At 62.7% G+C, this 14020-nt stretch carries 9 protein-coding genes and 1 pseudogene; all 10 read right to left on the bottom strand.

Annotation, left to right across the window (positions count from 1 at the left end; all coding sequences use genetic code 11):
* Positions 1 to 18 precede the first annotated feature (18 nt).
* The 10 genes and pseudogenes from asnB to AC56LH_RS01935 all read right to left on the bottom strand — a co-directional run bounded on the left by asnB (position 19) and on the right by AC56LH_RS01935 (position 13811).
* Complete coding sequence (asnB, locus tag AC56LH_RS01980) at positions 19 to 2073, bottom strand: asparagine synthase (glutamine-hydrolyzing) (protein ID WP_499643586.1); 2055 nt, start codon at positions 2071 to 2073, stop codon at positions 19 to 21.
* On the bottom strand, positions 2073 to 3209 hold the full coding sequence (locus tag AC56LH_RS01975) for a glycosyltransferase family 4 protein (RefSeq protein WP_499643584.1): 1137 nt from the start codon (positions 3207 to 3209) through the stop codon (positions 2073 to 2075). Before AC56LH_RS01975 ends, asnB begins: the two co-directional genes overlap by 1 nt.
* A complete protein-coding gene (locus tag AC56LH_RS01970; protein ID WP_499643582.1) occupies positions 3206 to 4189 on the bottom strand; it encodes a polysaccharide deacetylase family protein in 984 nt (327 codons plus the stop codon). Before AC56LH_RS01970 ends, AC56LH_RS01975 begins: the two co-directional genes overlap by 4 nt.
* 112 nt (positions 4190 to 4301) lie before the next feature.
* On the bottom strand, positions 4302 to 5684 hold the full coding sequence (locus AC56LH_RS01965; protein ID WP_499643580.1) for an O-antigen ligase family protein: 1383 nt from the start codon (positions 5682 to 5684) through the stop codon (positions 4302 to 4304).
* On the bottom strand, positions 5635 to 6909 hold the full coding sequence (locus tag AC56LH_RS01960; RefSeq protein ID WP_499643578.1) for a glycosyltransferase family 4 protein: 1275 nt from the start codon (positions 6907 to 6909) through the stop codon (positions 5635 to 5637). The genes AC56LH_RS01965 and AC56LH_RS01960 overlap by 50 nt, the downstream gene beginning before the upstream one ends.
* A 17-nt stretch (positions 6910 to 6926) precedes the next feature.
* Entirely contained in the window at positions 6927 to 8210 is a 1284-nt protein-coding gene (murJ, locus tag AC56LH_RS01955) for a murein biosynthesis integral membrane protein MurJ (protein WP_499643576.1), read from the bottom strand.
* A gap of 315 nt (positions 8211 to 8525) precedes the next feature.
* Positions 8526 to 9542 (bottom strand): annotated as a pseudogene (locus AC56LH_RS01950) (SDR family oxidoreductase); the annotation flags it as partial.
* Between the two features lie 62 nt (positions 9543 to 9604).
* Positions 9605 to 10816 (bottom strand): MraY family glycosyltransferase, encoded by a 1212-nt coding sequence (locus tag AC56LH_RS01945; protein WP_499643574.1) that lies wholly within the window; start codon positions 10814 to 10816, stop codon positions 9605 to 9607.
* A gap of 425 nt (positions 10817 to 11241) precedes the next feature.
* Positions 11242 to 12798, bottom strand: a complete 1557-nt coding sequence (locus tag AC56LH_RS01940) for a GNVR domain-containing protein (protein WP_499643572.1) — start codon at positions 12796 to 12798, stop codon at positions 11242 to 11244.
* Positions 12795 to 13811, bottom strand: a complete 1017-nt coding sequence (locus AC56LH_RS01935) for a LysR family transcriptional regulator (protein ID WP_499643570.1) — start codon at positions 13809 to 13811, stop codon at positions 12795 to 12797. Before AC56LH_RS01935 ends, AC56LH_RS01940 begins: the two co-directional genes overlap by 4 nt.
* Positions 13812 to 14020: the final 209 nt, after the last annotated feature.

Here is a 14020-nt window from a genome sequence, read left to right as displayed (position 1 = left end):
CAGGAAAGTCGGCGCAGTTCACGCGGGCCAGCTCGCCAGCGTGCAGGGCGATGCCACGGCTGGCGCCGGCGGACAACGCAGCCCGGCGTCGTCTGCTTCACGGTGCGACGCGCCCTGCTGTTCAAGCCACGACTGGAACATCAGGACGTCCCACAGGTGGTATTGCCAGTTACGGCGGCCCTCCAGGTGTTCGCCCCAACGGGTGCGCAGGAGCGCAGGATCGAAGAAGCCTTCACTGCGCAGCCGCGGCTCGGCCAGCAGGGTCTCGGCCCAATCACGCAGCGGGCCGCGCAGCCAGTCGCCGATCGGCACGCCAAAACCCATCTTGGGCCGCTCGATCAATGCTTGCGGCACGTAGCGGTACAACACCTGCCGCAGCGCCCATTTGCCCACGCCATCGCGCAATTTCAGCGCCAGCGGCAGCCGCGCGGCAAATTCGATCACGCGATGGTCCAGGAATGGCACCCGCGTTTCCAGCGACACACTCATGGCCGCCCGGTCGACCTTGACCAGGATGTCGTCGGGCAGATAAGTCAGTGTGTCGAGCGCCATCATGCGTTCGACACTGCCGAGTCCGGCCAGTGCCGGCGCGGCGCCACGCAGCAATGTCGCCGGTTCATGTCCACCGATCACGAGCGCGGCCGGATCGTCCCAGTGCGACACGAGGCCCAGGTACACAGCGTCAAGCGACGCACTGGCAATGACCTGTGCGCCCTTGTGCAGCTTGTCGCCGGGGTTGGCAAAACGCATGGCGCGCGGCAGACACGGTCCCAGCATGCGCGCCAGCCGGTTCCAGGAGGCGACCGGCAGCCGCGTGACGCCGCGGGCGGCGAGCCGGCGCACGGGCAACGGCGCGGCACTGATCGACTTCCACAGATGCGCGGCGAAGCCATAGCGGGTGTAGCCGCAAAACAGTTCGTCGCCAGCGTCGCCCGACAGCGACACCGTGACGTGCCGGCGCGCCAGCTGGGACACGAGGAACGTGGGAATCTGGGATGAGTCGGAAAACGGTTCGTCGTACATCGACGGCAGCCGTGGAATGACGGACTGGGCCTGTGCAGCCGTCACGTACAGCTCGGTGTGATCGGTGCCGAGATGACGGGCCACGGCTTTCGCATACGGCGCCTCGTCGAAGCCCTGCTCGTGGAATCCGATGGAAAAGGTCTGTACCGCACGCGTCGATCTGGCCTGCATCAGTGCCACGATCGTCGACGAGTCGACCCCGCCGGACAGGAACGCGCCCAGCGGGACGTCGGCCATCATCTGGGCGCCGACGGCATCGCTGAGCAAGGTGTCGAGCGCATCGACGGCCTGCGCTGGCGTACCGGCAAACGGCGTGGCCAGACCCGCCGTGTACTGCTGCGCGGCCGACCAGTACCTGTGCAGCACCGGTTCCGGGCACACCGCCGAGACGGTCAGCAGGCAGCCCGGCAGCAGCTTGGCGATGCCGCGATAGATCGAATACGGCGCCGGTACATAACTGTGCCGCATCTGCAGGCACAGCGCCGCGCGGTCGATGTCGGCAGCCCATGCCGGGTGTGCGCGCAGTGCTTTGAGTTCGGAGCCGAACAGGAACACCGCATCGGTCCCCCGGCCCTGCCAGCCGTAGTACAGAGGCTTTTCGCCGATGCGGTCGCGCCCCAGCGTCAGCACGCCCGTCTGCCGGTCCCAGACGGCGAAGGCGAACATGCCAATGGCGCGTTCGACCGTGGCAGCGATGCCCCAGGCATCGAATCCGGCAAGCAGCGTTTCGGTGTCGGAACGGCCGCGCCACCCGCACACCCCTGCATCTGCCTCGAGCTCGCGGCGGATGGCCAGGTGGTTATAGATTTCGCCGTTGAATACCAGCACGAAGCGGCTCGAACACGAGCGCATCGGCTGTTGACCGGCCGGTGACAGGTCGATGATTGCGAGGCGCCGGTGCCCCAGCGCGATGCCATGCCCGCCGTCGCACCAATAGCCGGCATCGTCAGGGCCGCGATGGTCAATCGCGTCGGTCATGCGCCTGAGCCAGCCGATCTGGTCGGTCGCCGGTGCAGCAGCCGCTGCCAGAAAACCAGTGAATCCGCACATTAGCGTTCCCCTTTTGCCATGATGCCTTCGTAAATGCGCTCGAAGCGCTCCCGCACGCAGGCCATCGTGTACTCGGCGCCGATCCGCGCCCTGGCCTGCTGCCCCATCTGCCTGCGATGCGCAGGGCCCAGCGCCACCAGACCCGCCACGCCCCGCGCAAGCGCGTCGGGATCGGCCCGCGGCACCAGCACACCCGTGCCCGCCATCAGGACCGCGACATCGCCGACATCGGTTGCCACACACGGCAAGCCCGTTGCCATCGCTTCGCCGACCACGTTGGGAAAGGCTTCGGTGCGCGAGGACAGGCAAAAGATGTCCATGGCAGACAAGCAGATGGCGACATCGGCACGCTCGCCCAGCAAGACAAAGTGGCTGGCGTAGCCGGTAGCGTCGATCCAGCGCATCAGTTCGGTGTTGGCTGCATCCACGTTCTTGCCGATCATCAGAAAGCGCAGCCGTGGGTGACTGCTGGCAAGCTGGCCGGCGGCCGTGACGAAGTTGGCGTAATCCTTGTCGAGGTTGAAGCGCCCGAGCGTGCCCAGCACGACATGGTCGGCCGCGAAGCCGCAGCGCGCGCGCAGCGCAGCGCGGCCGTCATCGCCCGGGGTCAGCGCCGACAGATCAAAGCCATTGCTCACGACCACCATACGGCCGGCATCGTAGCCAAGCAGGGAATGGGAGCGGCGCGCCGCTTCTGCCACGCACACGATGGTGTGCGGCACCCAGCGCGACAACGCTGCGCACAGGTGGCGCACGAGCGCGGTGCTGCGCGCCGACCCGCCGTCGACGTCGGTCGTGCGAATGCCCCAGATGACGTTGCGGTTGCCGGCGAGCCGGGCCGCCAGACCACCGAGAAAATCGGCGTGATAGAGCCAGGTCTGGACGATGTCAGGACGCATCGCGCGCATCAGGCGCACCAGTCGTATGAGATCGGTGACGGGCGCGCGCCGCACGTCGAGCACGATCAAGGTGATGCCGGACGCGGCAAACCGCGGATACATGCCGCCGCCGGGCGTGAGGACGATGACCGTATGCCGGTAACCGCTGTCGCGAAACGCCTGGATGAGACGGTACAACGCCATCTCGGCGCCCCCCACCGCCAGGCCGGTGATCACATGCAGGATGTGGCGTGTCATGGCTGCCCCCATGCGTCCGATCCCGTGGAAGTGGCCGGGGCAAAATCGGCCATGCAATGGCTTTGCATGCCATGGGTGTCAGCCAGGTGCCGGTAGTGCTGCAACAGCACCTCGAGCTGCGCCAGATTCTCATCCAGGTTTACGCCGAAATTATGCGGATGCCACCACAGGTGAAAAATACTGCCCTCGCGCGCTGCCAGCGCCATCCCCTGCTTCAGGCGACGCAGGCGCAGGGGCAACAAAGCGCGGTGTCGGCGCGACCATGGGTAGAGAAACTGACTTCCTGGCACATTCACGAGAGTGCCATGCGCCTGTGGGCTTACTGTCCGCTTGCCGCTCAGGGGCAGGCAGGCATCGGCAAAGCGCACCGCGCGACCGGCAACACCGCCGACCACCGCGTCGCCATGGCGGTACAACGGGTGTTGCGCATTGCCGCGATACACCTGAATCGCCGACTGCGCCAGGACAGGCAGAAAAGCGGCGACGATCTGGTTGCGTGGCAGTACCGCACTACGCAGGCTGGCACCCATGCTGGCCGCCACCGATTGCGCGCATGCCAGATCTGCTGCGAACTGCGCCGGTGATGCGCCCGCTTCATTGCAATAGAAGTGCCCATACGTATGCGTGCCCAGTTCCTGCCCCTGCGCCGCCAGAATTTGCTCGACCAGTGGCCGCGCAAAGAACAGCTGCGGATAGCTGCGCACGACCTGGTCCATGCCATATGGCGACAAAGCGCCGCGCGCATAGCCCGGCAAGAGGGCCGGACGGGTGGCGCGCCAGTCAGCGTAATTGCGGCACATGATCATCCCAACCGTTGCCCACGTGACGCGCACGCCATAACGCGCAAACAAGGCCAGCAACCGGGGCACGGCCTCCCATTCGCCCAGCACATTGCGCCCGTAGGCAGCAACCGTCTGCGTATCGGCGACGCCCCAGAACAGCTCGAAGTCGAGCGAAATGACGAATTTTGCAGAAGCCATGGTTGAATACGAAGAGCACGTCTCAGGCGATGCAGTGCGTGCGTGCAGTTGCACGCGTGATATGAAATTGGCCAGGCTGGTCGTGTCGTGACACGCTGCACAACGTTCCCTTTCAACGAAAGCGCGCCGTACGCGGACCGCGCCAGAGCATGGACGTGCCGGCTGGCGCGCTGCCCGGCGTGGCGCACACCAGCGCAAAGGTGGCCAGCCAGTACGAGGCGGCATCGAGCATCTGATGTGTGAACAGCGACATGAAGGCAAACAGAAATGCCATTGCATACCGCAATCCCCGATCGCTGAAAAACAGGCTTTTACACAGCATGATGAGCATCCATCCCCATAATAAAATGCCGAAGACACCATATTCGGCTGCCAGAAGAAGCAATTGATTATGCGTGCTTCCCCGGTGCCGCCAAAAATGCGTCGCGCCAGCACCTGTACCGAATAAAGGGTTTTGAAGAAATAAATCCCAGCCTGCCTGAATCACATCCGCGCGCTCTTCTGAACTGTCATCATCGAAGCTAAAGCTGGAGAAGAAGTTGAGCCTTGACAGAATATTGGTCGCTGCATCTTCGAATTCGTCTCTGGACGATATATAACTTTCAAAGCTGCCGATAAAGACCAGAAGAGTACCCAATGCAATACCTAACGATATCCAGGCAGATTTCGGTAACGTCTTGTTGTAAATAAAGAGGCCCAGCAACACTAACCACGCGATCATGGCGGCACGGGAAAAGGTGGTCAGGATGGCACCCCCTGCCAGTAAGAACAAGGGCATCCGATAGCGGCGCCCCAGCACGGCAAAGCCGAGTACGACGATGTGCAGTATGGCTTCTCCCGCCAGGTTCGGATTGATGAACATTGCCGCTGCCCGCCCGAGAACCGCGCCGGTCAGATCCACCGGATACAACAACCCGGGGTTGGCGAAATCGACGATGACGGCGCACGGCACGATGGCCATCAGAACGATCATGATTCGCAAATACGTTCTCGCGGGCGAGATATAGGCAACAAATCCGAGGAATAGTGCGAACAACACATATTGCGCGCGCGTTGCGATCAGGGAGCGCCTGGCTTCGGCATGCATATCGATAAACGATGCACCGCCCAGGTCGGCGCTGGCAGAAAATCCTGCCAGATGGATCATATTCAACGAAAATAATAATAGTGCCCACAATGCGAATGGCGACACGAGATAATGCCCGAGCGCCTGCCAGCGCATGACCATCAGCGGTGCGATGAATGCAAAAATGCCGAAATAAATAAATTTCGGTAGCAGCCCTGCATCAAGAACATATAAATAGATCGGCAAGTTGGCGTACATTGCGCCAAGCGCCGCCGCCATCAGCAGCGTGTGGTAGCGGATGAAAAACCGGCTGTCAGTGCGCAGCGGCGGCCGGACCGCACGACGTTCGAGCAGCCTCGACAAGTTGCCGGCAACGAGTTCATGGTGCATCGCCCGTGCCTCCTGCTGACGCCAGGTGGCCGGCTGCATGGCAGCTTGTATCGGGCCCGGTGTGGCTGCCCGTGTGGTAGCCCGTGTGGCAGTCTGGGTGGTGGTCTGGATGCAAGCATGCATGACGGCCTTCGTCGGCCAGCGTCTGGCCACCGCACAGATCCAGGAACAGCGTCTCCCACATCTGCCCGATCTTCCCGGTCGAAAAGCGCTCCCTTGCCTGCACCGCACGGGCCGCCAACTGCCCGCGAAAGGCCGCGTCGCCCATCACGCGTGCCAGCGCGTCGCGCAACGCGGCGGTGTCGTTCGGCGGCACCAGAAGTCCGTCGATGCCATCCCGGACGATATCGCGTGGTCCCGTATCGCAATCGACGCTGACCACCGGTACGCCGTGCGCCATGGCCTCGGCCAGAACGTTGGGGAAACCCTCGGAAAGCGAGGTCAGCGCAAACAGATCCGCCTGACCATACCACTGCGCGATATTGCCGGCCACCCCGGGCATGGCCACACGCTGCGTCAGCCCCATGCGATTGATCGTCGCTGCCAGATGCGCACGCTCGGGGCCTTCGCCGAGGATGACCAGATCCCAGTCGGGAAATGCGTCCGCCAGGCGCACAAAAGCGCCGATCAGGGCGTCGAAGTGTTTCACGGGTTCGAGGCGGCCGACGGCGAGCAGGAGCTTGCGCTGCGACCGACACAGCCTGGCAAGACTGCGCCGCGGCGGATTGTCCGGCAGCGGCCAGGCAATGGCATTGGGAATGACAACGACCCGTGACGCCGACGTGCGTGTTTCAATCCAGTGCGCGCACTCGCCCGTCAACGCGACCACCGCCGACAGTTGGCCGTACAGGTTGCGGCGCAGGACGTGCCACAGGCGACCGAGCGGTGCGTGCGGCGGATAGCACCGCTCCGAACCGATCGTGCGTAATGCCGGCAGCCACAAACTGGCAAGCGCCAACAGCACATTTGGCGTGCTCATCATAGCAAGCGCGACGTGCGGCTGAAGACGGCGCAGCAGGCGCCGCAGCGCCAGCACGCGCCGCACGTTCTGCCACAGACCATGGAGCGCATGACGACTGTCCCCGGCCAGATGGAGTGACACGCGCACCACCCTGCGGTCAAGCGGATAAAAATCGGCACTGACCGGAGCCAGTGTGACAATGGTCACCTCCCGGCCCCGATTTGCCCAGACATTGGCCAACGTGCAGGCAGCACGCTCGGCACCGCCTGCAGACAGGCTATGCAACAGCAACAGGATCTTCACGGGATGCGCTCCATTTCTCACGGACAGGGCGCAGGGCGCCGCGGTGACGACCAGCGCCGCAGCACCAGCCAGAAAAACGATGCGTTCAGACCGTACACCACCATTGTCGCCAACGCGATGCCGTTGATGCCAAGACGCGGCACCAGCAAGAGGTTGCCGATCACCTTGCCGCCACAGCCGATGACGCCGGACCAGAAAATTACGCCGTAACGACGTTGGCTGAGCGCGTAGCTCACCAGCACCATCGACGAAAAATAGAAGGGCAACTGCGGCAAGCCGTAGCGCAAGACTTCGGCAACCTGGGCCGTGTCCGTGGCATGGAACTGGCCCCGCTCGAACAGGAGCCGTATCGCCCACGGCGCGATCAGATAACTCAGCAGCATCACGACGACCCCGCCAACAAACATCAGGCGCGCCCACGACGCGGCGACACGGTAGACGTCCCCGGTCGCGTCGGCGCTGGCCTGCGAGAACACGGGCAGCGTGGCGCGCGAGACAGCGATGGCCGCCAGGCCGAGAATCAACGACAACACCCGGTTCGCGTAGCCCAGCGTGGCAAGCGCGCCTGTGCCGAGGCCGACCGCATTGAACTGGTCAATGATCACGGTAAAGCTCATCAATGCCTGGCCGGCAAGCATGATGCCGAAGCCTTGCCAGAACCATTGCCACTGGGCAGACGTTCTGGTGAAGACCGGCGCGACGAGCTCGTGGCGCTTCGTCATGGGCGCCAGCAGCGTGAGCAGGTGAACGGCGCAGCCGGCAACCGTGCCCCACACCAGCGGGCCGATACCGCCGCCGGTGAACGTCAGAACCGCTGCCGCGATGAACAGTGTCGGCACGCATTCGAGCAGGGTGTTGATGTGGCGCTGCGCCGCCAGCAGCCACGCCGAGAGCAGCGCGACCAGCAGACCGAGCGGCAGCATCACGAGCATGCCGGGAAGCGCCGTCGCGGCAAGCTGTGCCGAGTGCGTCGGCAAGCCGCTCAGGTCGAACCGCAACAGGGCGCCGATGCCCAGCCCACCCAGCAGCGCCAGACCCGTGCCGAGCATGAGCGTGAAGCCGGCCAGCTCGGCGCGAAAGCGCGGAATTGCCTGCGGATCGGACACGCGCATGCGCGCCACCAGGGGCACCAGCACGGCCGTCAGCACACTGGCCCAGATACCAAGCGGCCAGGACACCAGGTTGTACACAAACTGGTAAGCATCGACCTCGGCAGAGAGGCCGTAGCGGTAGGCGACGACCATCTCCTTCACCGCACTCATCAGCTTGCCGAGCAAGGTGAACAGCGCAACAGTCAGCATCCCCCTAAAAATCGCGAGATGCTGCGGATCGGCGATGCGGCACCGTGTACCAAGCGCATTGAGCAGGCTCACTTGCACCACTCCCCGCAGCCGGGCGGCAGCATCGCCACCGACTGGAAATGCTTAGCTGGCGTGGGCATGGCTCGCACCTGCGCTTGTGGCGACATCCGAGGTGACACCCGAGGTGACATCCGAGGCGATATCGAAGTTGCTGTCGGAAGTAACCTCTGCAGTGACGCCAGCGCTGGCAACAAGGCCTTCAGCCGCGACTCCAACGGCGCCCTCAACAGCATCCGCGCGCGGTGCTGCACTGGCAAGGTGTGCGCGATACCATGGCACAGCTGCCCTCAAACCTGCATCGATGCGGTACGCCGGCGCATACCCGAGTTCGCGCATCGCCTTGCTCACGTCCGCCTGCGAATGGCGCACATCGCCAGCGCGAAACGCGGTGTAAAGCGGCTCCATGATCGCCGTCACGCCGTGTGTACCCAGAATGGTCTTGAGACACGCGAATAGCTGGTTCAGCGTCGTCGCGTCGTTGACGGCCACGTTGTAGATTGCACTGCCGGCAGCGACCGGCGCCATCGCCGCCAGCAGGTTTGCTTGCACCGCATTGTCGACATAACAGAAATCACGGCTCGTGCTGCCGTCACCATGGATCTGCACCTGGCGACCTGCCATCATTGCCGCGATCCACCTGGGAATCACGGCGGCATAAGCGCCATTGGGATCTTGCCGCTTGCCGAACACGTTGAAGTAGCGCAGGCCCACGGTGCGCAGCCCGTAGCAACGGAAAAACACATCGGCATACAGCTCGTTGACGTACTTCGTCAGCGCATAGGGCGACAGCGGCCTGCCGATCCGCTCTTCGATCTTGGGCAGGCCGGGATGGTCGCCATAGGTCGAGCTGGACGCCGCATACACGAACGACGTGATCCGCGCATCGCGTGCAGCGATCAGCAATTGAAGAAAACCGTTGATATTGGTGTCGTTGGTGGCGACCGGGTCCGCGATCGAGCGCGGCACCGAGCCCAGCGCGGCCTGGTGCAGGATCTTGTCGACCCCCGCGACGGCATGCCTGCACAGTTGCGGATCGCGGATATCTCCCTGCATGAACGTGAAGCGCTGCCACTGACTGGCTGTCACGAGACTGCGCACTTCATCCAGGTTGCGCTGGAAACCGGTCGACAGATTATCCAGACCAACGACGGTCTGATCGAGCTTCAACAGGGTTTCAAGCAGATTGGAACCGATAAAGCCCGCGCAGCCGGTGATCAGCCAGCGCCGGGGATGCGCGCGCAGCGCCGTCTGGATCGCGTCGTAGTTGTGCATGACCTGTTCCTGTCAGAGTGGCAAATCGGATGAATGTGCTCGTTGCACGGCAGGCGGATCGGTCAGATCGCCCTGCTCCTTGGTTGAGGCCGCAAGCCAAGAATGACGGCCGGGTGGCGACAACGGCCCCAGTGGCCACGCACCAGACGCATGTAGACCGCCACGTAGACCACCATCTGAGCCAGGACCAGCGTCACGGCGGACGGCACGGTGTCGCCGACCAGCACGGCGGCGATCGTCGCGGCGCTGAGCCATGCGGTGACGAAGCAGGCCACGCCAGCGTTACGCACCCATGTGTAGCGGGAAATGCGGATCCTGTTGCAGGCAACGCGCCGGTAAAACAGTGAATGCAGATGCAGGCGGTCCGGCGCGCCGACCAGCGCGCTGCGCAGAAACTTTCGTCGGTAGATGCTGAACAACACTTCGATCACCGGGTAGGCGTAAATGGCGAGAATCTGCCAGGCGTTGATGCCGGGATTGCGGACAATCGTCAGCACCGCGACTTCCGCCGCCCAGAAGCCGATGAAGTACGCGCCCCCATCGCCCATGAACAGGCGGCCGGTGGGGTAATTGAGCAGCAGGAAGCCGATGGTCGCGCCCATCCCGGCCAGAGCCAGCTGCGTGACCAGGAGATCTCCATCCTGCCATGCCAGAAAACCTGTGCCAGCAAGAATGACAACCACCGTGCCACCGGCGACGCCATGGAAGCCATCGACGATATTGATGGCATTGGACACGCCGGCCACTGCAAACGCGGTAATGCCAAGCGAGACCGGTAGCCAGTGCAGGATGCCGTCGAGCGCCCAGATATCGAGGCGTGGCAAATGCGCTTCCACCAGAAAGGCGGCGAGCACGGCGCTCGTGAGGATCGCGCACAGGCGGATGCGGACCGACACCTGTTTGGTCAGATCCTCGATGATGCCGGCCAAAAACGCAGGCATCGCAGCCAGCAACAGCAGCAGGATGAGCGTGTTCGTCTCGACTTGCTGCGCTGGCGGATAGCCAAACAGGCTGGCGCTTGACGGGACTGCCAGCACGCCGGCCACCATGGCCACGCCGCCAGTACGTGAAACGAGGGTCTTGTGAACTTTCTGAACGCCATTGACATCGAGATCGAATGAAAACTTGCCGTGCCAACGCTCGGTGAGGATATTGAGCATGCAAATGCATAAGCTGACCAACAATGCCAATACAAATGTTTCGACAAGCGGAAACAATAATGCTGATAGAAACATGGATTCAAGGCCACCGAATGTTTGTTTCACCGCCATCATGCCCTCCGTTCATATCCGAAAATCGTCGGCATTCACGCGCACGACGCACCATGTCGTTGCCATCGGCAGTCTCGACATTCGCGCAGATCGTCTCGATACAGGCTTTTACTGTAGCAAAGAGGAGAAATGGAAAACGTTGAAAAAATCGATGCATCGGTAGTCGACGACGCTCTTCAGATGCATTTTTATGATTGGTTTCTTTTGCGACTAATCCCTTGGAAAATATCGGAAGATATTTTTCTGGATGACGATCGCCGCGCCGTGGTCACCTGGAATCATCTGCATGGCATCGATGAGTTGCAGTGGCGCGTTGCACGTCGGATTGCCGCGTTTGCGATTGCAGTGAGGTCCATGCGCCGCAGCAACCGGCCAGCCCGTTCACCCCTGCGCAGTCGTCGCCGGTGCCTCGCCCCTTGCGGTGTTGCCTACCGTCTGCCGTGCCCCGCGGCAGGTTGCGCGTCGCCCTGCCCTGCGGCGGGCGACATGGCGCCCTGCGGATTCTCGTTGTCGTCGGCCAGCGGTGCCTGGGTACCGATCACGAGGCGTCGTACGCCCCACGTTGTGCCACTCCGGTACTTGCGCCGCACGAGTGAGTTTTTCAGTACCGAGGCGATGACGCCGCTGGTCATGCCCAGCATGCAGGCCAGCACGACCATGACCGGCAAGGCGAGCGAGACCGACTGCAGTGGTGTCTGAGCCCGGTCGACCAGGCGCACGTTGATGTGATTCGACAGCATCAACGCATCCAGCTTGTGGCGCATATTGAGGAGCTCGAAACTCATCTGGCTGTGCGCCAGCTTGTCGCGGTTGACCGCCAAAATTTCTTGCTGGGCCGCTGCAAAGCCCTTGCGCCGGGTCTCGATGTCAGCCAGGTCACGGCGGATCGAGGCGATATGCCGCGTCACGACCAGCATATCGGGGTGCCGGTCGCCAAAGCGGGCCGACAATGCGATTTTCTGCTGTTCTTTTGCCGTCAGTTCGGCCTGCAGCACGAGCGATTGCTGGGCCAGGATACGTGCGTCTTCGCTCAGGTCGGAGGCGCCATGCTTGCGCAAGAGTTCGTTAAGCCTGACGTCGAGCTCACGAATGCGGCGTTGCGCTTGCGAGACTTGCTGGTCATAAAACACGAGCTGGTTCTTCACCTCGTCGGTTTTCTGTGCGGTTTGCTGCTGGATATACTGGTCGGCAATTTCATTGAGGATGCGGCTGACCAGCTCGGGATTGCCCCCCTGCAGCGACACACCGATCACATTCGATAGCCGGCCTTTTTCGGCGATCGCCAGTGACCGTTGCAACCTGTCCACCGCCTGCCCTTCGCGACTGCGGTGCAGTGTGAACGCCGCGCCCGGTCTGGCATGGATGGTCGTGACCAGGATGTCCAGCGTTCCGGGCAGCGTCCTGGCGCGCAGATGCTCACCGACTTTGCCGTGCAACCGTATGCCGGCCTCTGGCTGGCTGAGCGTATAGGCATCATGGCCGCTGACGACCAGCTTGAATGGCTGGTCCAGCAGCGCATCAGGGACATTGAAGATGTCGACCCCCACCTGTTCGTTGCCCCAGATATAGCCGCCGAGACCGAACAGGCCAGGATCGGACAAGCCCGGATTGCTGCGCGCAATGAACGCGCCAACGACGGGAAACACGGTCGGCTCGACGGCGATATCGAGGTGAAGCGCATTGACCACCCGCGCCAGGACCGAGCGTGAGCGCAGTATCTCGATTTCGGTGATGGCGGGGGTTTCGGTCTGCAGGTCGGCCGACGGGGGCGCGTGGCGCGTGATCTGGATCAGGATGTTCGATTCATAGAGTGGCTTCACACCCAGTGCGACAGTGATCGCGAAGATGGTGATGGCACAGGCCGTGCCAACGATCAGCCAGCCGTTGCGCAGCACGTGCCTGATCCCGGACAGCGCTTCGAGCGCGTCACCGTCTTTGCCACGCCGCGACAGCGCCATGGACATCGGTTGCTGGGCGCGTTTCATGCCTGGCCTGTGCCTGCATGCAAGCAGCGTGCGCTGCAGACCTGCAATGCATCGGCAAATTGCCTGGCGACCGACCCCGCCGCTACCGACTGCGCGCACATCAGGTACAGGCGCGTGTGGTGATGGCGTCCGCCCACCACCGGCACCGCGCACAAGTGCCGGGCGTCGAGCGCCTGTTGCACCTGGAACCTGGGCAACCACGCATAACCCACACCCTGTCGCAGGATATCGATCGCCCGGTCCGGATGACAAACGCGCCAGGCCCCCGGGGGGTGTGACGCCGACTCGGCCGGGCTGGCAACGCCCCCGTGTTGCTCCGGGCCGATGACAATCTGGGAATGCGTGACGAGCTCATCGTACGTGATGGCGCGCTTGCCTGACAACAGCGGATGGGCGGGATGGGCCACGGCGATGTGCTCGACCTCGAACAGGAAACGGGCAGCAAAGCCCGCCACCGGTTGCGCGCCGATGGCGATGTCGACCTCGCCGGCATGCAGCGCGCGCCGGGCGCCGTCGGGCGTGACTTCGCTGACGCTCAGGCGCATGTCGTGCAACGACGGCGAGCAATGCCGCACGGCCTGAATCAGCAGGTCGGACGGGAAACCGGGGTCGATTGCCACGCGCACGTCAGGCCCCCAGCCCTGGCGCAGATTGTCGGCCAGCCCCTCGAGTGCATTGGCATGCCTGACCAGTTCGCGTGACCTTTCCAGCAACCATTGACCTTCGGCAGTAATCTGGGCCTTGCGGCCTTTCAGTTCCAACAGAGAGAGGCCGAGTTGCTCCTGGAGCTTGGCAACGGCGTGGCTGACGGTCGATTGGGTTACGTGCAAACGATCGGCGGCGCCATCGAAACCATCGTAATCAATTACCGCATGAAACATTTTCCATTGCTTGATACTGATACGCGGCATTCTGGTTGAATACGACGTGACCGTGCCGGCTTTCGCTGCAGCGCCAATATCGATGACTTGCGATATACCCGGCGCAATATCCAATGCTTCAACCAGTTTCATGGCGCATCTCACCCACATTATCCGTGCAGATATTTAATTGAGAAAATCTTTTTAAAAATCGTGCGCCCACGCGCAATACCATTGCATGGTATGCAGGATATCCGGGACGGATTCTGCGTACCATCAATGCATCGGAGTGATTGGAAAACGAATGAAGGGATCAGCGCTGGCTGAATTGCACGACAGGTAGTGCGCCTGCCAATATAACC

The sequence above is a fragment of the Telluria sp. LT1R51-2 genome (assembly GCF_059685775.1).
Note: the sequence above shows the minus strand (reverse complement) of the source record. Positions and strands in the feature narration are given on the sequence as shown.